General features: G+C 58.4%; 20 protein-coding genes. 10 read left to right on the top strand and 10 right to left on the bottom strand.

Annotation, left to right across the window (positions count from 1 at the left end):
* Positions 1–2: 2 nt before the first annotated feature.
* The 5 genes from AC2FAJ_RS03265 (at position 3) to dsbG (ending at position 4510) form a co-directional block, all read left to right on the top strand.
* Positions 3–563 (top strand): RNA polymerase sigma factor, encoded by a 561-nt coding sequence (locus AC2FAJ_RS03265; RefSeq protein WP_060571876.1) that lies wholly within the window; start codon positions 3–5, stop codon positions 561–563.
* A gap of 87 nt (positions 564–650) precedes the next feature.
* Positions 651–1019 (top strand): hypothetical protein, encoded by a 369-nt coding sequence (locus tag AC2FAJ_RS03260; protein WP_028013210.1) that lies wholly within the window; start codon positions 651–653, stop codon positions 1017–1019.
* 48 nt (positions 1020–1067) lie between these two features.
* On the top strand, positions 1068–3092 hold the full coding sequence (locus AC2FAJ_RS03255; protein ID WP_319878973.1) for a protein-disulfide reductase DsbD family protein: 2025 nt from the start codon (positions 1068–1070) through the stop codon (positions 3090–3092).
* Positions 3093–3098: 6 nt separating this feature from the next.
* Complete coding sequence (locus tag AC2FAJ_RS03250) at positions 3099–3710, top strand: DsbA family protein (RefSeq protein ID WP_047365122.1); 612 nt, start codon at positions 3099–3101, stop codon at positions 3708–3710.
* 41 nt (positions 3711–3751) lie between these two features.
* Entirely contained in the window at positions 3752–4510 is a 759-nt protein-coding gene (dsbG, locus tag AC2FAJ_RS03245; protein ID WP_047365124.1) for a thiol:disulfide interchange protein DsbG, read from the top strand.
* A gap of 40 nt (positions 4511–4550) precedes the next feature.
* On the opposite strand, the gene AC2FAJ_RS03240 is transcribed toward dsbG, so the two are convergent.
* From AC2FAJ_RS03240 to AC2FAJ_RS03200, 9 genes are all read right to left on the bottom strand, one after another.
* On the bottom strand, positions 4551–5843 hold the full coding sequence (locus AC2FAJ_RS03240; protein WP_047365126.1) for a glycoside hydrolase family 10-like protein: 1293 nt from the start codon (positions 5841–5843) through the stop codon (positions 4551–4553).
* Positions 5844–5850: 7 nt separating this feature from the next.
* Complete coding sequence (locus AC2FAJ_RS03235) at positions 5851–6138, bottom strand: VF530 family protein (protein ID WP_041909918.1); 288 nt, start codon at positions 6136–6138, stop codon at positions 5851–5853.
* 94 nt (positions 6139–6232) lie between these two features.
* Positions 6233–8407, bottom strand: a complete 2175-nt coding sequence (locus tag AC2FAJ_RS03230; protein ID WP_047365128.1) for a glycoside hydrolase family 2 protein — start codon at positions 8405–8407, stop codon at positions 6233–6235.
* Positions 8404–11070 (bottom strand): PAS domain-containing hybrid sensor histidine kinase/response regulator, encoded by a 2667-nt coding sequence (locus tag AC2FAJ_RS03225; RefSeq protein WP_485453804.1) that lies wholly within the window; start codon positions 11068–11070, stop codon positions 8404–8406. Before AC2FAJ_RS03225 ends, AC2FAJ_RS03230 begins: the two co-directional genes overlap by 4 nt.
* Positions 11071–11081: 11 nt before the next feature.
* The gene (locus AC2FAJ_RS03220; protein ID WP_028013202.1) at positions 11082–11507 is read right to left on the bottom strand and encodes a globin family protein; all 426 of its coding nucleotides are present in this window, start codon (positions 11505–11507) and stop codon (positions 11082–11084) included.
* Positions 11504–12898 carry a DUF3131 domain-containing protein gene (locus tag AC2FAJ_RS03215; RefSeq protein WP_041909922.1) on the bottom strand — a complete coding sequence of 465 codons (1395 nt, stop codon included), beginning with the start codon at positions 12896–12898 and terminating at the stop codon, positions 11504–11506. Before AC2FAJ_RS03215 ends, AC2FAJ_RS03220 begins: the two co-directional genes overlap by 4 nt.
* Positions 12883–14430, bottom strand: coding sequence for a DUF3131 domain-containing protein (locus AC2FAJ_RS03210; RefSeq protein WP_047365131.1), 1548 nt, complete (start codon positions 14428–14430; stop codon positions 12883–12885). The genes AC2FAJ_RS03215 and AC2FAJ_RS03210 overlap by 16 nt, the downstream gene beginning before the upstream one ends.
* Positions 14427–15746, bottom strand: coding sequence for a DUF3131 domain-containing protein (locus AC2FAJ_RS03205; RefSeq protein ID WP_047365133.1), 1320 nt, complete (start codon positions 15744–15746; stop codon positions 14427–14429). Before AC2FAJ_RS03205 ends, AC2FAJ_RS03210 begins: the two co-directional genes overlap by 4 nt.
* Positions 15743–17560: a glycosyltransferase family 2 protein gene (locus AC2FAJ_RS03200; RefSeq protein WP_028013198.1), complete on the bottom strand. Its 1818-nt coding sequence runs from the start codon at positions 17558–17560 to the stop codon at positions 15743–15745. Before AC2FAJ_RS03200 ends, AC2FAJ_RS03205 begins: the two co-directional genes overlap by 4 nt.
* A gap of 280 nt (positions 17561–17840) precedes the next feature.
* Here AC2FAJ_RS03200 and opgC point away from each other — a divergent pair, with 280 nt between their 5' ends.
* The 5 genes from opgC to AC2FAJ_RS03175 are packed head-to-tail and all read left to right on the top strand — an operon-like array spanning position 17841 to position 21947.
* The gene (gene opgC, locus AC2FAJ_RS03195; RefSeq protein WP_045630440.1) at positions 17841–19058 is read left to right on the top strand and encodes an OpgC domain-containing protein; all 1218 of its coding nucleotides are present in this window, start codon (positions 17841–17843) and stop codon (positions 19056–19058) included.
* 11 nt (positions 19059–19069) lie between these two features.
* On the top strand, positions 19070–19969 hold the full coding sequence (locus tag AC2FAJ_RS03190; protein WP_028013196.1) for a hypothetical protein: 900 nt from the start codon (positions 19070–19072) through the stop codon (positions 19967–19969).
* A gap of 9 nt (positions 19970–19978) precedes the next feature.
* Positions 19979–21193 (top strand): PP2C family protein-serine/threonine phosphatase, encoded by a 1215-nt coding sequence (locus AC2FAJ_RS03185; protein ID WP_485453803.1) that lies wholly within the window; start codon positions 19979–19981, stop codon positions 21191–21193.
* Positions 21183–21521, top strand: a complete 339-nt coding sequence (locus AC2FAJ_RS03180) for an STAS domain-containing protein (protein ID WP_028013194.1) — start codon at positions 21183–21185, stop codon at positions 21519–21521. The genes AC2FAJ_RS03185 and AC2FAJ_RS03180 overlap by 11 nt, the downstream gene beginning before the upstream one ends.
* Positions 21522–21947, top strand: a complete 426-nt coding sequence (locus AC2FAJ_RS03175) for an ATP-binding protein (RefSeq protein ID WP_041909935.1) — start codon at positions 21522–21524, stop codon at positions 21945–21947.
* Between the two features lie 24 nt (positions 21948–21971).
* Here the strand turns inward: AC2FAJ_RS03175 and AC2FAJ_RS03170 are convergent, their stop codons facing one another.
* Positions 21972–23459, bottom strand: coding sequence for a UbiD family decarboxylase (locus tag AC2FAJ_RS03170; RefSeq protein ID WP_048958238.1), 1488 nt, complete (start codon positions 23457–23459; stop codon positions 21972–21974).
* Between the last annotated feature and the right edge of the window lie 85 nt (positions 23460–23544).

Below are 23544 nucleotides of genomic sequence, written 5' to 3'. Positions count from 1 at the left end.
AAATGAAAGCCGGGGAGGCGGGCGGATCCATGCTGATGTCGGCGCTCAATGCCTGCCGCGCCCGGCTTAAAGCCTTCATTCGCGGACGGACGTCCGTTCGCGATGATGCCGACGACATTTTGCAGGAAGTCACGTATCAGCTGATGAAAGTGGAGCAGCCGGTCGAAAACGTCGCGGCCTGGCTGTTCCGCGCGGCGCGTAACGAGATGACAGACCGGGCGCGTAAAAAGCGCGAGGTGCCGCTCTCCGGCTATTTTACGGGCGAAGACGAAGAGGGTTTTCCCGAGGACGAGCTGGCCGAAACCCTGTTCGGCGTACCGCAAACGCCGGAGGAGGAGTATCTCAAAACGCTGCTGTGGGAAGAGCTGGGGCAGGCGCTGTCTGAACTGTCGCCGCCGCAGCGGGAGGTGTTTGAAAAGACCGAACTCCACGGCTACAGCATTAAAATGCTGGCAGAGGAGACAGGGGCCAGCGAGCAGGCGCTTCTATCCCGCAAGCACAAGGCGGTGCTGTTTCTGCGCACGCGGCTGCGGGATATCTACGACGCGCTGACGGGGGAATAGCGGCGACAGACAAAACCTTACACTTCCGGCACTTGTAGATTCATCACTATCGTTTATGATCGGGGCGTCTTGTTACTCTGGAATATTATGCGCAACCGTCAGCTCCTCGGAAAATGGCTTCTGATCATCACCTGTCTCGCGATGGCGATTTGCCTCGTGCAGCGTGCGGTGATGCTCAACCATTTTTTACAGGGACTGGATCCGCAGATTTCACTGAGTGCAGATGCCCCAACCCAAAGCAGCACCGAGCAGTCCGGGCCATCGCCCTGCCAGCTGGGCGCCCAGTCGCTTCTTTGTGCCCAGCCGCTGTTCTTCGACGGCGCGCTACCGGCTATCATTATCTTCTTCGCGCTGTTACAGCTGCTGACGCAAGGGCGGGCCTTTGCTCCCGCGGAACAGCCCGTTCAGGCACCGCCTCCCCGAATACACCTTAAAAACTGCGTTTTCCGTGAATGAAAATCATCGTCACCACACGATAATTTTTCACTGTTCACGGAGTAATACATGGTTAACCTCTTCAGGGGATTCGTCCTCCTGTGGCTGTCCTGCATCGGCATTGCCCATGCGGCAGACACCGGCTGGCTGGTCTCCCCACAAAACGATCACGCCCGCATCCGCTTTCAGGCGGAGAGGGAACAAACGCACATTAAGGGCCTGCTCACCGTTGAGCTAAAGCCCGGCTGGAAAACCTACTGGCGATCGCCGGGCGAGGGCGGCGTCGCGCCAAAAATCAGCTGGCCGGAAGGCGTAACGGACAGCTGGTCCTGGCCGGTTCCGTCGCGCTTCGATATCTCCGGCATGACCACGCAGGGATATCACGATAAGGTCACGATTCCGATCGTTCTCGACGGGGTGAAGAGCGACGCGCTCAATGGAACGCTCACGCTCTCCACCTGCAGCAACGTCTGCCTGCTGACGGACTACCCGCTGCATCTCGATTTTACCCAGCCGGTGGATGAGGGCTTCAGTAGCGCCTTCGAGCAAGCGATGCGCGCCGTTCCGGGCACGTCTGGCGTATCCACGGATCTCTCCGCATGGCTCGCTGGCGACAAGCTGGTGATTACCGGCACCACGGACGGGAAGTGGGACAATCCGGGGATCTACTTTGACCCGCTGGAGGGTGACATTCTGCCAGGCGAGCCGGCCATTAAGCACGATGGCAACACGCTTCGGGTGACGGTACCCGTGACTGATGAATGGGGCGATAAACCCGCCTCGCTGGAAGGCAAGAGGCTGTCGTTTGTGCTGACCAATGGCGGTAACGCGCAGCAAACCACCATGACCGTTGAGGCAACGCCCGCAGAGCCTTCCGCGCCTGAAGGAACGAGTAAAATGGTGCTTTTTGCCCTGCTGGGCGGATTGATCCTGAACCTGATGCCCTGCGTGCTGCCGGTAATGGGCATGAAGCTTAACAGCATCCTGCAGGCGGGATCGGACAGGCGCGCCATCAGGCTGCGCTTCCTGGCCACCAGCGCCGGGATCCTCACCTCCTTTGCGCTGCTCGCCGCGATGGTGACCGCGCTTAAGCTGACCGGGGCGTCGCTGGGGTGGGGCATTCAGTTCCAGAACCCGTGGTTTATCGGCCTGATGGTCGCCGTCACCTTCCTGTTTGCGCTGAACCTGTTTGGGGCGTTTGAGATGCTGCTCCCTTCTGCCGCCGCCGGGCGGCTGGCAACGGCAGGGGGCACAGGGCTTGGCGGCAGTTTCTGCGAAGGGATGTTCGCCACGCTGCTTGCCACGCCGTGCTCCGCGCCGTTTCTCGGTACGGCGGTTGCCTTTGCCCTTGGCGCGCCGCTGCACGCCCTGTGGCTTATCTTCCTGATGCTCGGCGTGGGCATGAGCCTGCCGTGGCTGTTTGTGGCCCTGGTGCCGAAAACGGCCATGCTGCTGCCAAAACCCGGCCGCTGGATGAACACGCTCAAAACGATCCTGGGCCTGATGATGCTGGCCTCCAGCCTCTGGCTGGTCACGCTGCTGAGCCTGCATCTGGGCGAGGCGGTCAGCCAGGTCGTGATGCTGGTGCTGATCGTTATCGCGCTGGCGCTGTTCGCGAAGAAGGGGCAAACCTCCTCGCCGTTATTCTGGGTCGTGGTCATCGCGCTGTCGGTGTTCGGCGGGTATCAGCTGCGCGGGTTGCTCAACTCACCGTCTGACGCCACCACGCAAAGCGTTGCACAGACCATCCCGTGGCAGCCGCTCAGCGAGGAGGCCATTGAGCAGGCTCTGGCGCAGGGGAAACGGGTGTTTGTGGATATCTCGGCGGACTGGTGCGTGACCTGCAAAGTTAACGAGCACCGGGTACTGCGTCAGCCGGACGTTATTGCCGCGCTGAGCCAGCCGGACGTGGTGGCCCTGCGCGGAGACTGGAGCCAGCCCTCCGCGCTTATCGCGGAGTTTCTCGCGAAGCGAAACCGCTACGCCATTCCCTTTAATGAGGTCTATGGCCCCGGCACGCCTGAGGGGGACATCCTCTCGCCGCTGCTGGACAAGCGCACCCTGGTCACCACCCTGAACAATGCAAAAGGCTAATGTATTATGAAAAAATTCCTTATTACGCTTCTGCTCCTGCTGACCTCGGCTCAGGTCATGGCAGCCCAGCCGCTGACGCCGGACCAGGAACAGCGCGCGCAGAAGATGATCGCTGATTTCCTGTTTAACGATCCGAACTCCCCGCGCATCGGCGCGAAAAACCCAAAGCTCACCCTGGTGGTGTTTACCGACTATAACTGCCCGTACTGTAAAAAATTCGATCCTTACCTGGAGAAGATCGTCGAAAAACACCCTGATGTGGCGGTGGTCTTTAAGTTTTTACCTTTCCGCTCGGAAAGTTCGCTGACCGCCGCGCGCGACGCGTTAACCGTCTGGCGCGCGCATCCCGAGCAGTTTATGAAATTTAACCATACCCTGATGGCCAAAAAGGGATACCACGATGACGCCAGCATTCAGGAGGCGCAAAAGCGCGCGGGGGTGAGCGTCACCGCGCCGGATGATGAGAGCATGGTGTCGATCAAACGCAGCCTAATCGTCGCGGAAAAAATGGGAATTCAGGGCACGCCCGCCACGCTTATCGGCGAAGGGCTGCTGCCCGGCTGGGTTCCTTTTGAACAGTTCGACGAAATGGTCAGTGACGCACTGAAAAACCGCTAACCTGAAGGGGGCGGAATGCCCCCGAAAAACCGGAGAGGGAAATGAAAAAATTACTGTTACTTTCGGCGCTGGCGACCTCAGGGCTGGCCCAGGCCGCTGATGCCATACCGGATGTGGTGAAGCAGTTCAGCGAGCAGCAGCAGATCAAAATCATTAAGAAACTGGATGCCCCCGGCGGCGCACCGGCCTGGCTGGGGCAATATCAGGACATGGGCGTGACGCTGTTTTTAACGCCGGACGGCAAGCACGTCATCTCGGGCTATCTGTACGATGAAAAAGGAAAAAACCTCAGCGAAGGCTATTTCCAGAAAGAGATCTACGCTCCGATGGGGCGCGAGATGTGGAAGAACCTCAACGCGGCGCATCCCCTGAAGGAAGGGGCAGATAACGCTCCGCGTAAGGTCTTCGTCTTCGCCGATCCGTTCTGCCCGTACTGCAAGCAGTTCTGGTCTGAAGCGCAGCCGTGGGTGAAGGCGGGCAAGGTTCAGCTCAACACGCTGCTGGTGGCGTTTCTTAACCCCAACAGCGGGCGTAACGCCTCTGCGATCCTGAATGCGAAAGATCCGGTTTCGGCCTGGCGCGAGTATGAGCTCTCCGGCGGTAAAAAATTACCCAAGCCTGAAGGCGAGGCTTCCCGCGAAACGGTAGCGATCCTGCAGAAACACCAGGCGCTGATGGACAGCCTGGGCGCAAACGCCACGCCGGCCATTTACTATCTGAATGCGGAAAACGAACTGCAGCAGGTGGTCGGTATGCCGGACGCGCAGCAGCTTGAGGCAATGTTCGGGCCGAAGCCGTAAGAAATCAGGCAGAAACGGGGTGTTTCTGCCTGATAGTCACTTAGCTACCCCAGCGCCCTTTGAGGTAGTTCACCGCCTGCTGGGTCTGCGGCTGGTTCAGGTAATCTTCCCGGAACAGGATGGTGCCGTTCACGTTGGGCAGCGAATCGTTAAGGTCGAGCTGTTTTTTTAGCTCCGGCACGCCGCCCTGTACCGTCCAGTCCGGCTCATTCTTCGACGGTTCGCCCACCTTGTAGAACGCAATGCCGATATACAGGCGGGTGTGGGTCGGCTTGACGACGTCGGCCCACCACTTGGTCAGCACGTCATAGCGCGCCGCATCACGGGAGAAGGGCCAGTATATCTGCGGGGCAATGTAGTCCAGCAGGCCCTGCTGCACCCACTGCCGCGTATCGGCGTAGGATTCATCGTAGGCCGCGGCGCCGCGCGTGTCCGAACCCGCCGGGTCAAAGGAGCGGTTACGCCACACGCCCGCCGGGCTGACGCCAAACTCCACGTTGGGCCTGGTCTGCTTGATCGCGCGTGACACCTGCACGATCAGCTGCTGCGTATTGTGTCTGCGCCAGTCGGCTTTTGAGGCAAATCCCTGGCCGTACTGCCGCCAGGTTTGCGCGTCGTTGAGCGCGGATCCCGGCGATTCGGCGTAAAAGTAATCATCAAACTGCACGCCGTCTACCGGGTAGTTTGCCACCACTTCGGTCACCACTTTGGTTATCCAGTCGCGCACTTCGGGAATGCCCGGGTCGAGAACAAAACGATCTCCGGAGACGCGTACCCATTCCGGGTGCTGAACATAGACGCTGGACGGGGTCAGATATGAAGTCCGGTTCAGGGCGGCGATGGTTGAGGGCTTAGTATTGGTCGACACGCGGTAAGGGTTGAACCAGGCATGAACCTTCATGCCGCGCTTGTGCGCTTCATCCAGCATAAACTGCAGCGGGTCGTAACCCGGATATTCGCCGATGTTGCCCGTCAGCATATCTGACCACGGCAGAATTTTTGATGACCAGAGCGCGGTGCTGTCCGGCTTCACCTGGAAAAATACGGTGTTAATCCCGAGGCGCTTAAGGTTGTCGAGCTTGCCGATCAGCGCCTGCTTTTGCATGGTGATGCGCTGGTCGGCGCTGTGGCCATTCACCGAGGCCACCGGCGGCCAGTCGAGACGAGAGACGGTCGCCAGCCAGACCCCGCGCATCGGCTCGTTTGCCTGCTGCGTCGGTTTGCTGGCGGTGGGAAGAGGGGTAACCAATGATTTAGGTGGTTTTGAGGAGCAGCTTACAAGTAAAAGCGCGCAGGCAGCCAGCGCACCGATCCGTTTTACGTGTCGCGTCATTTGCGTATTAGCTCTTGATAATCCGACTGTTAGCCCAGGGATTAAAGGCGGGCGCCGCCTGTTCTGCGCTTTCCTCATCGTTGAGGGAGTCCAGATACAGGGCTTCAACTTCCGCGCGCGCCCACGGGGTGCGGCGCAGGAATTTCAGGCTCGATTTAACGCTGGGATCTTTTCTGAAACAGTTAATTTTGATGCGGTCGCCCAATTCGCTCCAGCCATACTTCGCCACCAGGGCGTTGACCATCATCTCCAGCGTTACGCCATGTAAAGGATCTTTGGAAATGTGTGCAGTCATAGGCGTCCGGATGTCTCGATTTTTAGGGGATTGGGGTAAACGCTGAAAGGGTACAAGAAAGCAGGGGAAGCGGCAATTTTCCTTTTCCCCTCGCTCACTTTATGACGGACTCCGTGCGCTGATTTTCGCCGACAATTTTTCCCGCGCTGTTTTCAATCGTAAACCGAATCGACACGTCGTCCTGGCCCACGGGCGTGGCCGTAACCGCTTTTACCATCGTTCCTGAGTCTGCTGCGATCGTCATCGTCGTCGTGCCTTTTGCCAGCACCTTGTCGCGCTGCGTGATACGCCAGGTCAGGCGGCATTCGCTGCACGGTTTCCAGGTGTCGTTGATGGCCCAGAGGCGCACGGTCGCCGCCGCGCCGGATTGCCACTGCGCGGTGACCGGTTCGATGGACGGCAAAACAGGCTGGTACGCGCGCTGGAGCGCGTAAAACCCGGCTTTAGGTTTACGAAGGTAGTCCACTACGCCCCAGTTGATGGAGGGCCAGGTTTCCACAAACATAAAGTGGAACAGGGCCGTCACCGGCTGGTATCGCTGTCGGCGATAGCTTTCGGCCGCCGTGGCCACCAGCTGAGACTGGTACGCCTGGGTATTGCGAATCATCGCCTGAATATTCTTCCCGCGCGAAATACCGGCGAACTTAAAGGTCTGGAAGGGCTGAAAATTATGGTATTTCCAGACGGTCCAGCCGGGATCGTCGGCGGCGGTCGTTTTTGGCCAGAGCGACGCCGCCGGGATGATGGTTTTTAGCGTTGACAGGCGGGGAAGCGCCTGCGCGCCGAACTCGGTAATGATCCCCGTTTTGGCTGGGGCAAGCAGGTCGCGCACGGTGCCGAAGTACCAGCCCGCCCAGTAATGCTCCTCAACGGCGGAGAAGCGGTGCACGATGCGGGAGGTATCTTCGGCAAGCGTATCCGCCACCTTTTGCGTGAGCTCGCGATTCAGATCTTTATTCCAGTCCGGGAAGCGTTTTTCCATCCACGGCGAGTTCCACGGCGGTTCGTTATGCCCGCCCCAGACGATGATGGCGGGGGAATTGCCAAACTGTTCGATCATCTCCCGCGTCTGTCGAACCGCATTTTCCGTGAAAGCCGCACTGTTGTTGTAGCCCCACTGCAGCGGAACATCCTGCCAGATCATCATGCCCATCTCATCGGCCACGTCATACAGCGCGCGCCCGGCAACGTGTCCGTGCACGCGTATGGCGTTGGCGTTCATGGCTTCCACCAGACGAAGGTCGCGTCGGTATTTTTTTCGCGTCATGGTACCGAGCCAGGGGGAACCGATGTAATTGCTGCCCTTAATAAAAAGGCGCCTGTCGTTTATGAGCCAGCCCTTATTGTCGGGCTGCTCGACGATTTTGCGCAGCCCGGTGCGGGTTACCGCCGTGTCCATTAAGCCGTTTGCATCCCGCAACGCCACGCGAACGTTATACAGGTGGGGTTTCCCCGTGCCGATCGGCCACCACAGCTTTGCCTTCGGCATGGGCAGCGTCACCTGCACGGAATGGGCACCGCTTTCGAGGGTAACCGGAAAGTCAGCCTGATAGGGCCTGCCGCTGAAGTTGGCGGGCGTGGCGGTGAGCCGCACGGTCGCCGGGCCCTGACCGAGCGCGCGGTAGCGAATCTCCGCTTTTAGCGTCGGGCGAGTCAGCCCCTGTGACCAGTCGGGCCGCAGGATGGTCTCATCAAGGGTGGCGCCCCGGCTAAGGTGCAGCCGGACCGGTGCCCAGATGCCGCCCGAGTTAGCGTCCTGTCCTTCCGGCGACCAGGCGCCACCGGGACGCGTGTCATGCTGATTCAGAACCCCCTTCATGGCCGTTTTATGCAAAGGCCAGATCTTGTGCGGATCTTCGTAGGGGCTGTCTACCCTGACGATGAGCCGATTGTGACGTTGTAACGCCGGGCTGGCGTCCAGCGAAAAACGCTGAAAGTAGCCCTCATGCTTGCCCAGCGGCTGGCCGTTCAGGGTCACCTCTGCCAGGTAATCGACGCCGTCAAACACCAGGGTACTCATCACGTCAGGGGGCTGCACGGGCAGGGAAAACGCGTGCTTGTACCACAGCGCGCCCTGATGATCGTACCCGGCGCTGTACCAGTTGGCAGGAACCTGAAGCGGATGCCAGCCTGATGCGGCAAGACGTGCGCTGTCATTGGCATCCTGAACCTGCCATTCTCCGGCCAGAGACCAACTGACCGGCGCAGAGTTCGCCACCGCGTGGGTGGTCAACAGGGCAACGAGCAGCGTGCAGTTGCGAGCGTTCATTTGTTTACCCCCCGCGCGTTGAGCCACGCCATCAGGCGCAGCGATTCCTGGCTAAGATTTTCTTTCAGGGCCGCAAGCTGGCGCCCATCCAGCGTATGCGCGTCGCTTTCCAGCACCTGCAGCTGCTGTGCGAGCGTGCTGAAGTCCAGGGTGACGGCTTCTCCGCGCAGCTTGTGGGCCGCGCGTCGCAGCGCCTCGCGGTCGTTGCAGTCGATCGCCTGGGTAATGGTTTTGATTGCTTCATTTAGCCCTTCGCCAAACAGGGCCAGCAGCTCCTGTACCAGGGTGGGATCGTCAGCGCACTGCTTCAGCAGGCGTGCTTCATCCGGAAAACCGGAGGCGTCTTCGTGGTGCTGGAGCACGCGGGCAATCTCTTCAGCGAGACGCTCCTGGCTAATGGGTTTGGCAATGTAGCCGTCGAACCCCATATTCAGGCAGCGCTCTTTATCCCCCTGCATGGCGTGTGCGGTCATGGCGACGGTGGGTTGAGGCGGTCCGGGCCGGGACTGCTCTTCTTCACGAAGCAGGCGAATGGCGGTCTCACCGTCCATCTCTGGCATCTGAAGGTCGATCAGTAAAACGTCCCACGTATCCGCGCGCCAGCGTTCCAGCAGCGCGACGCCATTGTCGACGATCTGACAGCTATGGCCGAGCCGCTCGAGCAGGCGCGCGGCGACCTTCTGGTTGACCAGATTATCTTCAGCCAGCAGGATCCGCAGGCCCGTGGCTGCAGGCGAGGCGACAGGCGTGGGCGTGCTTTCACCCACGGGTGCTGGCGAACGTTCAAACGCGGCGGCAATCGCCTGATGTAATTCATCCTGGGCGATAGGCTTATGCAGATAGCTCTTGATTCCGATCCGCTTCAGCATATTGATATCAAAATGTCGGCTCATGGAGCTCAGCATGATGATATGGCTTTCAGCAACCTGCGGCAGAACCGAAAGCTCAAGGGCCAGAGACACGCCGTCCATATCCGGCATCTGCGCGTCCAGCAGGATCAGGGGCCACGCTGTTCCCGTTCTAACCCGGTCAATGGCCTCGCTGGCGTTGTTAACGCAGGTGGGTTTCAGTCCCATCTGGCTGAGCATCGCGGCCAGCAGCCGCAGGTTGGTCGCGTTATCATCAACCACCAGTACGGCTTCACCGTTAAAGCGCTGGCTATGTGGGCGCTCTCCGGGCGCAAGGGTCTGCGCCGCCAGGGGCAGCGAGAACGAAAATTCGCTGCCTTTTCCCGGCTCGCTGGAGACCGTTAATTCGCCCCCCATGGCCGCAACCAGTCTTGCCGAGATGGTTAGCCCGAGCCCCGTACCGCCATAGCGGCGGGTGGTTGAGTTATCCGCCTGGCTGAAGGCTTCAAAAATAGCCTTCTGCTTATCTGCCGGTATGCCAATGCCGCTGTCGCGCACGCGAAAACGCCATCGATTCGCGCTATCGCCGGGCTCAACAACCAGGATAACTTCTCCCTGATGGGTAAATTTCAGCGCGTTGCCCAGCAGATTGGTCAGGATTTGGCGCAGCCGCGCGCCGTCAACAAGCAGCACATCGGGAACGTCGGGCGCAATATCAACCAGCAGCTCGATGCCTTTTTCGCTCGCCCCCGGCATGTGCGGACGAATGAGCGACTGAATAAAGGGGCGGACAGGTACGGGTTCCGACTCCAGCTCCACTTTGCCGGCTTCAATTCGGGAAAAGTCGAGAATATCGTTGATGATATGCAGAAGCGACTGGGCAGAGCTCATCACCAGGGTCAGATAGTCACGCTGATCGGCACTCAGAGACGTATCCAGGCACAGCTGGGTCATGCCGATAATGCCGTTCATCGGGGTACGAATTTCATGGCTCATATTCGCCAGGAACGCGCTTTTTGCCTCATTGGCTTTTTGTGCCTCAATGGCCGAGGCGAACGCCTGAATTTCAGCCTCTTTGCGCCGCGTAATATCCTGCAGCGTGCCAATAACGCGCTCTGCGTTTCCCTCAATGGAGAGCGTAACCACCTGGCCGGACAGCAGCATCCAGCGCAGTCCTTCGGTAGGGTGATGCACGCGAATTTCACATTCAAAGACCGGACGATGATCCTGCTTCGAAGCGTGCAGCGCCTTGCGTAGCGCTGCGCGATCGTCCTCGTGGACCTGATTGAGGAGAAAACGCACCGGATATCGCCACTGTGTGCGCGACTGGCCCAGCATGGCAAGCAGGGTATCGTTGACCTGGAGCGTGTCGCCGGAAACCTGCCAGTCCCAGATCCCGATATGAATGGATTCCGCCGTCAGCAGAAAGTCGTCATGCAGCTGGTGGCGCGCGCGCTGCGCTTCATCCAGCTCCGTAACATCGCTGTGCAGGCTGACAATACCGCCGTCCGCAAGCCGCTGATGCTGGACGAAGATCCGCCGCTGGCCCGCCTGGCGCACCTCGCAGTGTTTATCCTGCCGACAGTTGCGCACGATCGACTCGCGCAGCGTCTGACGCAGGCCGGGGTCGACGTTGTAAACGGCATCGATAAAGCGTTCCGCCAGCGCCTCAAGTGTCGTTCCCACCTTCAGCCACGGGGTAATGACCGGATAAAACAGGGCCACGTTGTGATTCCACGCCTGCAGGCATTCATTACGGTCATAAATCATGACGGCGGCCGGCAGCGCGTTAAGATCGTACGTGAATGAACTCATCGTGATTCCCCCTACGCGCGGTAGTGCAGTTCTGCCTGTCGGCGAAGGTATTCCAGCCCGGGCGCGATCGCCATGGCCCAGGCGGTGAGGATCTCATCGTCGCACTGCGGATCGCGCAGGCTCACCGCGTTCAACATCGCTTCGCGCCACAGGGCAAAAAACCGCGGGGGAAGGTGGAGGCCGTCGTCGCTTTGCTCCCGCGCCAGGCGCTCGAGAAAATCAGGGACGATCAGGGCGCCGTCGACCGCGAGCATGGCGAAGAAGCTTTTAAACAGGGTCTGCTGGCCCTCCCGATCCGGCAGACGAGAAAAATGCGCCTCGGTTTCGGGTGACATATGGACGAAGGCGTCATAGAACGTCTGAAAAAACGCGGTTTTTTCATTATTCGGAAAGACGCGGTTCAGGCTGGATTCAAACAGATCGCGATAGAACTTCACGGCGTCCTCCTTAGGGTGCTTTCGCCCGGCAGACAGTGTCCGATGGGCGTGTATTGCTCCGCCAGGCGGCGTGAGAAGTAGCTCTCTTTCTTCGACCGACGCACGTCAAAAAGCGGCCCGGCGTTGTGTTTAAAGAAGAGGGCTTCCAGCACCGTGGCGTTGGTCGAGAGGGTTAAGGCAGCGTTGGTATCGCCCGTGGCTTCCTGACGGCCTTCATACCAGCCTTTCTGCGGATCGTTAAGGTGTTTGGTGACCGTCATCAGCACGTCGGTGTACGGGGTGTCCCACAGCGCCCACAGGGCAAAAACCGCTTTAGTCGATACCTGTGCGAAACGGGTGTAGTCCCGGCCATCGTCTCCGACAGAGTTCCAGGCATAGCCATTTCCCCAGACGGTATCCTGGATATGCCAGGGCGCCTGAGAGAGCGTGAAATCTGCCCTGGCCGTCAGGATTTTATCGGTCTCCCAGCGGGTCTTCTGGCTCAGCCAGACGTTTTCGGCCTGCTTGCGCAGACGCTGTTGCAGATCGGCCGCAACGCCTTCTGGCTCCCAGCCAAACTCCAGGCCCGGCAGCATATAGGGAAGGGTGGTAATCAGAGAGGGCTGCCACGTGGTGCGCGGATCGCGGGCATCGACGGCCAGACGCCGCTGGGCGATGATGACGTGGTGCGCCGGGGGCGTAAATGCTTTATCCGGGGAAAATCCCCACAGCTGAAACGCCGTCGCGGCATATTCACTTTCGCCCAGCCGCAGTTCCTCCCGCACGACCGGCTGACCGTTTTGCAGGGAAGAGGACCACAGTTCGCCTTCGCTGTCGATGACCGGGCAGAAATTCCAGCGCAGGATAATTTTATCCAGGTATTCGCTGTACTGCGGCTCCCGCTCTGCGGTAAGGCGCAGGGCGAGCATCAGACGCGCCATGTCGCGCGCGGACCAGCCGTTTTTGCTGGGCTTGCCGCTAAAGTCGACTGGCGTCGCCGTCTGGCTGGAATAGAGCCGACCCGGCGTTCGGGCATCGGTCAGCATCAGGCGGTTAAGGGTGCCCATGAGACGGGTTAAGCGAGCGTCATACTCGGCGTCCTCAATCAGTCCCAGCTCTTTTGCCGCCAGCAGGGCGATAAGCGTATCGCCCATTTGCCAGAGCGTGACGCGGGGCTGTTTGTCGCTCCCGTTGACCAGTCCCGTTTGCGGCTGGGTATTATTGACGAAATAGCGCCAGGCGATCGTCGCCCACGTCTGCTCTTCCGGCGTCAGGGCGGCGATACGCGCGCTGGAGTGCCAGCCGCCGTGGATTAGCCAGCGCCAGCCTGCGCCCTGATGACCAAACAGGGCAAAAATGACCCCGCCTGCAAGGAGTAATCCCGCGAGCCCTCTGGCTAAGGTTTTAAGCATTGCGCAGTCACCGGAGGCAGTTTAACGGGCTCGTCTACGCTGCATGACGCGCACTGACAGGCCTGACAGGCGGGTTTGGTACGCTGCGTGACGCCGGTCCGGTCGCACCAGCTTTTTATGGCCGGTGTGCTGCTAAGGAACGGACGGCTGCGCAGAGCGTTGTTCTCTTCAAACTGATCGAGCAGCTTGCGATCCCACAGCGACGGGGCAAAATCCTTGCTCTTTGGGTTGTCGGTGTTGAAGGCCAGCAGTTTTCCCTCTTTCTTGAACAGCAGGGCTTCCAGCATGATGCCGTTATTGTTCGCGGTGAACTCTTTGATCGGGCCGTCACCGTTTTCATACAGCCCTTCGTAGTATCCTTTTCCCTCTTCGTTGGCATTCTCAATCGTATTCAGCAGGCGGTCGGTATAGGGGGAGTTCCACAACACCCACATGCCCAGCGCCGCCTTCAGCGATATCGCGGCAGCGTTGGGGACGAACTGGCCTTTATCGGTAATGGTGTTCCAGTTGTATCCGTCGCTGAAGACAGTGTCATAGACGAAATAAGGGGCCTTATCGAGCTGGTGCTCGGAGCGCGCGGTGAGGACGCCGGTAATGGTATAGCGATTCTCCTGAGCCTGATAAACGCGGTCAGCAAAGTTTTTCATCCACGTCAGGGAGTAGTCGCGCGGAGCGTTATCCCGGTCGGTCGGTTTATCAAAGCCGAACTCCAGCCCGTAGAGCAGGTAGGATTCCGTCACCACGTAGTTATGCTGCGACGTGTTGCGCGGGTCGCGCGTATCGTACGGGACTAGCACGCAGTAGATCTCGGCCAGCTCGTAAGGCTGCGGACGGCTGGCTTTGCAGGTATTGAACCCCCACAGCTGGAAACCGGCCGCGCCGTACTCTTCATAGCCCAGTCGACCTTCCTGAACGTACTTCGGCTGGCCGTTCTCCAGATAGGCCCCGTACAGCGTGCCGCAGGGGTCGATCGCGTGGCTGAAATCCCAGCCGAGCACCACGTTATCAATGCTGTTGCCGTATTCCGGGTAACGCTCCTTGATGATTTTCAGCCAGACCAGCATTCGCCCGATATCCAGCGCCGAGAAGCCAATTTCGCCGGGCTTGTTGGTGTAGTCCACCTTCTGGCCGCTGATGGTGTTATAGGCCTTGTTGGGCAGCTCGTTGCGGAACAGTACCAGGGTGTTTAACGTGGCGAGAAACTTCAGCATCCGGCGGTCAAATTCCGCTTTATCAATGATCCCCAGCTCGCGCGCCGCCGTCAGGGCGGCCAGATAGGAGGCGCTGTCCCACATGGTGGTGGAGGGATATTTGTTGACCGCATTCACCAGTCCCGTCGTGGGCTGATAGTTGGTGACGAAATACTGCCAGGCGTTTTTCGCGATGGTCATCTCCCGGGCGGTCAGCTCGCCGCTGCGCGGGGAGTAACCTGATGCAGGAAGTTCGGTGTCCGCACGCACGGTCGATAGCGCCAGCCAGCAGATCGTTATTCCCGTGAGCAGGTGGAAAAGGATCGGGGATCGTGGCTTCATGGCGTTGCTCCTGCTGAGGGGGATGTGTAGAGGCAGGCCAGACAGAGCATCTGACCATGCGCGATGTAAGACAGACTTTCCAGCACAATGGCATTGGTATCGGCGTCCACGACGGCATTGACGCTGTTGTTGAGATTTAATCCGCGCTGCCAGCCTTTACCCGGTACCTGAAGCGGCAGAACCTGCTGGCGCAGCGCTTCGCTCCAGCTGTTGCGGAACAGGGCATACCAGGCAAACGCGGTGCGGGTGGAGGTAATTGCCACTTTCTCCGGCACCTCGTCGCGCAGGTTGCGCGCCTGTACCGGCTGCCTGTTCGGCAGATCGTTGACGTAATCCGGCGCCGGTTCGGCGTAATCCGTGCTGACAGGGGGTTTTGGGCTGCGCAGGCTATGGCGCCGCTGCTGGATCTGCATAATCCGCCACGCAATCTCAGCGCTCTGCGCGTCAAAGCCCAGTTCAAGGCCGGTTAACAGGTAGGGGAGACTGATCAGGGAGGTTTGCTTGCCCCAGGGCGTGCGTAGCCCTTCATCCGGCACCATCACGCCGTCCAGATCGATCATCTTTTGCCCTTCAGGCGGGTTGGTTACCGCGAGGCCTGCCGCGCTGTCAATCAGGCGCAGCGTATGGCTGGCATAGAGACGGTAGCCAAAACTGTCCCGCTGTTCATCATCGGTCAGCGTCCAGTGATGGAGCGGCACGGCCGCCTGGCTTTGGACGTTATGTTCAATCAGAGCGCCGGTGTTCCAGAGGCTGAAGAGATCGTGGATAGCCGCCGCGTGCTGAGGATAGCGCCACAGGAGGGTCTGAAGCGCCGTCAGCAGGCGGCTCAGCCCAATTGCCGAGGCGTCGGGTTTGCCGAGGATTTTCAGGGTATCCGCATGGTAATACGCGGCTGGGAGGCCTCGCTCGTTGAGCGGCAGCTGCCCCAGCGCGAACAGGGCTGTACCGATCCTCTCGTCGAACTCATCGGCGGAAATAATGTTGAGCTGCTCTGCGGCAGCGGTCGCAAACAGATAGCTTCCCACGCTCCAGAGGCTCAGCCAGGGTTCACCATCGCTGGCATTCGCCAGCCCGTTTGGCTGGGTATTATTCACGTAGTATTGCCAGGCGACCCGCGCCCAGATGGCTTCGTCATAGGTCAGGGCGCGTTTCGCAGGCAGCGGCGGGAAGTCTTTGCTGAGCGCGATGCCGCCGCTGCTTTCCACGCGCGTGGGCATCTGTTTCTCCACCCAGACCACAATGGCAAAGCCGAGCAGGAACCCGAGCAAAATGGTGAGGTAGCTGCGCGCGGGCAGCAGGGCATCACGTATCCTCATTGGGTGACCTCATCCTCTTCGGCGGGCGTCCACATGGCCGCGAAAATCAGCGGCAGCATGGCGGCGATGTTCACCCCTCCCCAGAAAATATTGATGACGTAGCCAGAGGGGTCGTCCACCTGTCCACGCGCCACCTGAATACCGCCCCAGATAAGCCCTGCGAGGGTCAGCACCACAATGGCAATCTGCGGCTTCACCAAGTAGAGAAAACGTCCCGTCTGCCGCTCTTTTGGCGTGACGTGAAATTTGATCTGCTCGCCCCGCAGCACGGTATTGAGCGCGCGCAGGTTCATGGAAAAGAAGGAGAGGTAAGAGGCCCTGCCGTCCCAGGCCGAGATCCCCCATGTCCCGAACATAAACGCCAGTTCAGAAAAGATAAAAAAGGGGAGAAAGTGGAGATAGAACGGCGTCGACCATGCGGATACCGGCGGAATGCCGGTGAACAGATAGATAATGGGCGAAATCAAAAATACCGTGTTCCACACGCAGGCCATGTAAGACCAGAAGGTGGTGGCATACATTAGCGTCTGGGGGAGGGAAAGCCGGAAGCGGCGACGGCTGAAGATATTGTCATGGAACAAAATATCCAGCGAGCCGGCGGCGTATTTAAAGCGCTGGATCATCCAGGTCAGCATATCCTGCGGAGAGAGCATCTTCGACTCAACCCGCGGATGCATAACCGAGCGCCAGCGTCGCGCGGCGTCTCCGTGCAGCAGCACCGAGGTGTAAATATCTTCCGAGACGTGAAATTTGTAGGGGGTGAGCTCGGTGTCAAACGCCACGTGCGGGCGCATCGCCTCCTGCAGCGCTTCGCGGGTTTCTTCATCGCGGATGTCGCGGGTGTGGCGATGGATCTCCTCTTCGACGGACCAGACGTAGCTTCTCAGCGCGGCCTGCATGACCGCCTCGCGCCGGTGGATGGAGGCCGCGCCGCAGCAGAAAGCCGCGTTCGCCCAGTTGCGCCGCCGCAGGATCACGTCATAGAACATGCGCGGATCGTTAAAAAACGGGTCGCGGCCTACGGTGACCGGGCCAACACACTTTTGAATCAGCCAGCCCAGACCGTAGCCCACTTTTCCGGCTTTTCGCTGGCCCCAGCGTGACAGATTTTCTCCTTCCGGAAGGTCGAAGAACCACTGCGGCGTCTGCACCCAGGCCACGTCCGGATCGCGAAAATAGCCCAGCGTATGGCTGAGAAGGGTGGGAAATACGCGGGTATCGGCGTCGCAGATAACAATGAAATCACCGTCGGTTTGCTCAAGACCGTTGCGCAGGTTGCCGGCCTTGAAGCCGATGTTGGTCTGGCGGCTGATATAGTTAACGCCTTCCTCATCGCAGACGGCTTTCATCTCCGGGCGGCGACCGTCATCAAGCACGTGGATCCGGTAGTCAATCGGATACGGGTAGGCCATCTTCAGGGCGTCGCGAATGGACAGCCTGACCAGCTCGGTGTCTTCCGAGTAGGTGGCAATGAACAAATCCACTTTAACAGGACGAGGTTCTACGGCCTCTTCCGGAAACAGGCATTCGTTGATTTCGCCGGGGGGCGGACACTGGGGGGGATCCTGTTCTTTCCATAAGTTGATGGTAAACAGCACGGTCCCTATCCACGCCAGCGTTTCGGCGAGGACCAGCGGTATGGCATACCATAGTGCGTCAGTATTCAGGGAGGCGGTCCAGCGCCAGTAAATATAATTTGCACCCAGAATAAGTGCCGCGACCGCTAATACCTGCCAGGTCATCATGACCCAACGCGGTGTTGTTAACGGTTCCGGAGGACGACGATGTTCAAAACGGGAAAAATAAAAATCCATAGTTCCGGCGTTCCTGATTCCGTGAAAATGCAGACCCATTCTGCTGCGCAGACAGTTGCCCAAAAGCGAAAGAAAATAGCGAGTAAACAAGATTTAAGATAAGTGTAGAACGCCGAATAAAAGTGTCCAGCGTCGTTTTTATTAATATGAAGTGGTGGTTAATTTGGATTTAATTCTGCTTAATATGTTTCATCTGCCGGTGATAAATTGCAGTTACTATTCCTTTAGACTATCTACTTTATTTAGACCTTAATTTTCGTTTTCAGGCAAAGGACACCCTATGAGCCACGTTGCGCCGTCGATTGCGCAAGAAGATGACGCTAAATCAATAACATGGAGGTATTCCGTTGCAGGTGCCCGTGACCTGAGAATTGACTTTATGCGCGGCATTGCCCTCGTCATGATGGTCGTGGCGCATACGGAGGTGATGTCGATATTTAATATATTCTCCTGGGAGCGTTTTGGGTTAACAACAGGTGCAGAAGGCTTTGTCATTCTCTCAGGGTTTATGCTGGGAATGCTGAATCGCGCGCGTCTGCAAAAAGTGGTTTTGCTTACGGTTTCCTGGGGGCTTTATCTCAGGGCATGGAAAATATATCGCGTAAATATCATTATCATAGTGTCGTTTATTCTGCTGGCCTATATCCCACATATTAACGTTTTCGAGGTCACCCATTTTACCGACCGATTTTCAGGTCAAAGCTGGTCGCTTTATCCTGTGACGCCGCAAATTAAAGAGACCTGGTTCAACATTATTCTCTATTTGCAGATCGGCCCCCACCAGACGCAAATTCTCGGACTGTATATCTTTTTGCTGCTACTCAGCCCGCTATTTTTAGGGATGCTGCAGAAAGGAAAAGTCTGGTGGCTGTTAGGGCTGTCGCTGCTGGTGTACAGCCTGTGGCAGCGGTGGCCGCTTCGGCTGACGCCGTCGGAATTCGAATTTGCCTTCCCGCTGCTCGCCTGGCAGTTCATCTTTGTGCTGGGCATGGCCAGCGGCTGGTATAAAGCCGAACTGCTCTCGTTCGCCCGGACGCCCCCGGGCAAAGGGGTGGTGGTGGCGCTGGTCATGGTGTCACTGGTGCTGGGATTTGTTGCCCAGAACCATACCAACCCGTTTATGCCGCCCGCGCTGCTGATGCACGTCATCCCGCCTGACAGCTTCAATTCGTTTTATCACACCTGGGCGGCGAAGAATGGGCTGGGCCCGGTGCGGGTATTGAACGATATCGCCCTGATGGTCACCGTCTATCTGGTGCTGACGTATTGCTGGACGCCGCTCAACCGCCTGCTGGGATGGTTCCTCATCCCGCTAGGGCAGCACTCGCTCTATACCTTTATTTTGCATGTGTACGTGGTGCTGCTGGTGAGTCAGTTCATCACCTTCGATTTATGGCGTCACGCCTGGATAGAGAACACGTTAGTGCATGCGGCGGCACTGGGTATTTTGTGGCTGATGGCAAAATACGACGTCGGCGCAGGCTGGATACCTAACTAAGGATGGCGGTTATGCGCGAAAAATGGCTTCTGGCGGGCGTGCTGCTCGCCGCGATACCCGCCGCGGAGGCGGCGCAAAGCAGTGATAAAGAAACCCTGCGCGATAAGAACGGTGAACCCGTTCAGGCAGGCGTTTTTACCAGCCGTTGGGGGCGCCTGTTCTCGGGTAACGACAAGAAATTCTCAGGTGCGCTGAGCTTTAGCTCGGGACTGAAAGAGCAGTGGATGAGCATTCCTAACAGTTCAGACACCGCCACGGAAAAGAAAAAGATTAACCAGACGCTGAATCTCAGCCTTCAGTATTCCCCCTACAGCTTCTGGTTTGCCAACATTACGTCCCGACTGCCGGTCAGAGACACCAGCCGCTACACCGCCGATTTTCGCTACAGCTTCGGCTACGATGACTGGCACGCCAACACCGTGAGTCTGGTTTACAGCAACTACGGCGATAACCATTTCTGGACATCGGGCAGCCGACGACACACCTATTTCGAACAGGGCGCCTTCACGCTGGCCTATAAGTTTTCGTTACCGAAACCGGTTGAAAACACGCTCCTGATTAATAAAGGGGATTCCATCATTTGCCAGGTCGGGTACAGCTGGGTACCGCGCTACTACGACCTCAGCAGCGATGACATCCGCAAAAATAAAAACGTCATGCTCGGCGGCTGCGGCTACACCTTCAAACAACATTTCTTCGTTCGCGCGACGGCATTCTGGTTCCCGGACAGCAGCCAGCAGCAGCCCTGGAACGGCGATTACAGCTACAGCTTCGGTTATGCCGGCTATACGCCGGGTTCGTTCTCCATCCAGTACGCGAACTATGCGGGAACGCGCTATCCGGGGCACGGCAACGGGAATGCAAAATTCAGGGAAGGGACCGTGAGCCTCATCTGGTTCTTACCGCTTTAGGAGGGATGTATGTCGGCGCTGCACGTGTTAATCGTTGAAGATTCGCTGATTTATCGTCGGTTACTCTCCCGAATGCTCACCCAGCGGGGATATATCGTGAGCGAGGCGGAAAATGGTGTCGACGCGCTGGAAATCTTGTCCAGCCAGCCGGTCAGCATGGTGATAAGCGACTGGGAAATGCCGGAAATGGACGGACTGACGCTGTGTCAGACCATCCGCAACCGTCAGTTTGGCCGCTACGTGTATATCATCCTGTTGACGGCCCGCGAGAATGCCGGGGACGTGACGCAGGGGTTTGATGCCGGAGCGGATGATTTTTTGAGTAAGCCCGTTGAGCAGGCTGAACTGCGGGCGCGGCTTCATGCCGGGGTCCGTATTCTGACGCTGGAGGCGACCCTCGCGGCGCACAACAAGCGCCTGAGTGAAGCGTTGCATCAGATTGAAAAAGATCTGGAACTGGCTGCGCGCGTTCAGCACTCGGTGCTGCCTTCACGCCGCTTACGCTATGATGACTACTTCTCCGACTGGCTTTTCCTGCCGTCAGCCTGGGTTTCGGGCGATGTGTTCAATATTTTCCCTCTGGATTCACATCTGGGATTCTATTGCGTTGATGTCTCGGGTCACGGCGTGGGGGCCGCGATGATGTCCCTCGCGGTGGCTCGCCAGTTTTTACATGGCCGGGTGGTGGATCGCTTTCTGTTTACCGAAGAGGGGGGGATTCAGTCACCTGCGGAGGTTGTCAGGATGTTGAACAGCCGCTTTTGCAGTGAAGAGAGCGACATCACCAGTTATTTCACGCTCATTTACGGCGTGATCGATCCAGAGACTGGTGAAGGGTGGCTGTGCCAGGCCGGGCATCCTACTCCCTTCATTGTGAATGCGGACAGCGCCGTCACGTCCGTGGGCGATGGCGGACCGCCGGTCGGGCTAATCCCGGATCTGAGCTGGGAAGACGTCGCGTTTACCCTCCATCCGGGGGATCGCTTATGCTTATTCAGTGACGGTATTACCGAGTGTGAGAACGTCAGCGGCGAGCAGTTTGGCACGCAACGTCTCGAACGCTGGCTTCATGAGCATGCCCGGCTCCCCGTTGACCAGCTCCTGCCGCGGTTCGGTGACCACCTGACCGGCTGGCGCAATGCAAATCGTGATGAACCGATCGCCTTAACTGATGACGTGTCACTGCTCGTGATTGAGCGTCAGGGAGAACAGAATGATAATTAACACTGAACGATTACCGCATGCCAACATTCTCACGCCCGCGGTCCGACGGCTGGACGCCTCCGTTGCTGCGACGTTTAAAGCGTCCGTGACGGAGGAAATCGGCAGCGATCGTAAAGCCTTAATCGTCGACTTTAGCAAAGTGGATTTCATCGACAGCAGCGGGCTGGGTATGCTGGTGTCGTTGTTTAAGCTGATGAACGGGAAAGGCGACATGGCGCTGTGCTCTCTGAACCCCGGGATCATGAACATGTTCACCCTGACCCGAATGGATCGCATCTTCCGTATCTATCCGGATAAACATAGCGCGCTTGCACAGCTGGGGCAGTAGATGCAGAGGCCAGAGCATGCTGAATTTCCGGCGGCGATCGCGTCCCTGACGCCGCTGTCCGACTGGCTGAGAGACAGGCTGAGCGCGCTTCCCGTCGATGACGAGTGGCGTTTCGCCTTCGATCTCGCCGTTTGTGAAGTGGCAACGAATATCATCCGCTACGCGCTTCATGAGGATAATTCGTGCGTCTTTAGCGTACAGTTCGCCATCCGCGGCAATGACGTCTGCCTTGTTTTTACTGACGCGGGTGACGCGTTCCCGCAGGAGCGTCTTGAGATCGCCCGGCGAGACCGTTTCTGCGAAATGTCGCCGCTGCTGGAGAGCGGCAGGGGGCTGATGCTTATATTGCTGAGCGTCGATCGTTTCACTGTTGAACGCGTGGCGGGTGAAAATATCGCCACGCTTGAAAAGAAAATACGCGTATGACTTGCGGGCCATACGCACGTGATTTTATTTCTTATCGGCAAACAGCTCCGGCGCCCACGGACGCGGATCCACTTCCATAAACGGCGCGCGCTCGAAGCGGTCCTTCAGCGCCCATGGCACCGTGCAGTCGAAGATCGTCTTGCAGGAAATGCCGTTGCCGCGAATCGAGGTGCTGTAATCCGGCGACTGGGACGGATCCAGCTGGTGGCCGCGGATCCCCGGAATATTGGTGATGCTCACATCGCCCTGCATGCGCGTCGTCATCGCCCACAGGATGTCGTCGCTGTCGAAAATATCCACATCTTCGTCGACAAGAATAATGTTTTTCAGCTCCGAGTAGGTGGCTAAGGCGATGAGCGCCGCCTGGCCCTGGCGTCCTTCGTCTGACGGCTGGCGTTTTTTCACCTGCAATATGCCGAGGAACTTACCGCCGCCCGCGGTATGGGCATAGACGTTTTGCAGGAAGCCCGGAATTGCCTCTTCAACGGCATTACGGATGCTGGCCTCGGTCGGCAGTCCGGCCAGCGTGGTATGTTCTTCCCCCGGTCCCACCAGCGTCTGCAGGATCGCGTGGTTGCGCATGGTCACGGCTTTCACTTTGATCACCGGCAGGGAGGGATTCGCCTCACCGCAGTAGCCCGGGAACTCCGGCATCGCGTGGCCAGTGTTGGTATGCTGATCCTCTCTTACGCGCACGCCCGGAAGCAGTTCGCCTTCGATGATGATTTCCGCCCGTGCGATGGCTTTCTCTTTGACCGCCACGCCCTGCACCAGCTCGACCGGCTGCTGGCGCAGCGCCCCGGCGACGCCCAGCTCGTTGTAGCCAAACGGCGTGGTAGGGGCCTCAAAGCATGCGCCGATATAGATGGCGGGGTCGAGACCCATGTTGATCGTCACCGGCAGCGGTTTTCCGGCATCCTCCGCTTTTTTACGGAAGACTTCGATATGTCGCCCGGCGGCAAGGAACATGGAAAGCTCGTCGCGCTCCTGCACGCAGAGGCGGTGAATGGTGACATCCGTCAGCGAGCTGTCTTCCGGATCGCTTGCCAGCACCAGCCCCAGGCAGAAAAACGGACCGGCATCAATTGGCGTATTGGTCGGTGCCGGAAGCAATTTGCGAAGATCGAAGTCAGGATCGTCAGCGTAGAAGACCTGTTCCTGGCAGGGGGCCTGCGAGGCCGGAACGACAACCGGTGCGACCGGCTTTTTCACCGCATGGCCAACGTGTTTTGCCAGTTCAGACGGTTCGCAACCTAACAGCAGCGCCGCGCGCTCGCGGCTGGCGTGCATGCCCACCAGAATGCGGGAGCCCGGATAGCCCTTAACGCTGTTGAACATCATGGCCGGACCCGTGCGGGTCGGACGTTTGACCGTGCCGCCTGCGCCGACATGGCGATAGACACCCGCCAGTTCCGCGTTGGGATCGACCGGATGATCGGTTTCAATATACTGCCCTTCGTGGCGCTGCAGTAAGGCGATGGCGCTGCGGAGATCGTTGACTTGGTTTTCCATATTTTCCTCCCTCGGTTGAATACCTCCATTTTTATGGCAAAGACCAATAGCATCAATTTCATCATTTCTGTTAAATTGATAAGTA

The sequence above is a fragment of the Enterobacter cloacae complex sp. 385G4 genome, from assembly GCF_057320665.1.
The sequence above is the reverse complement of the archived record's forward strand: the minus strand, read 5'-3'. Positions and strand labels throughout refer to the sequence as shown.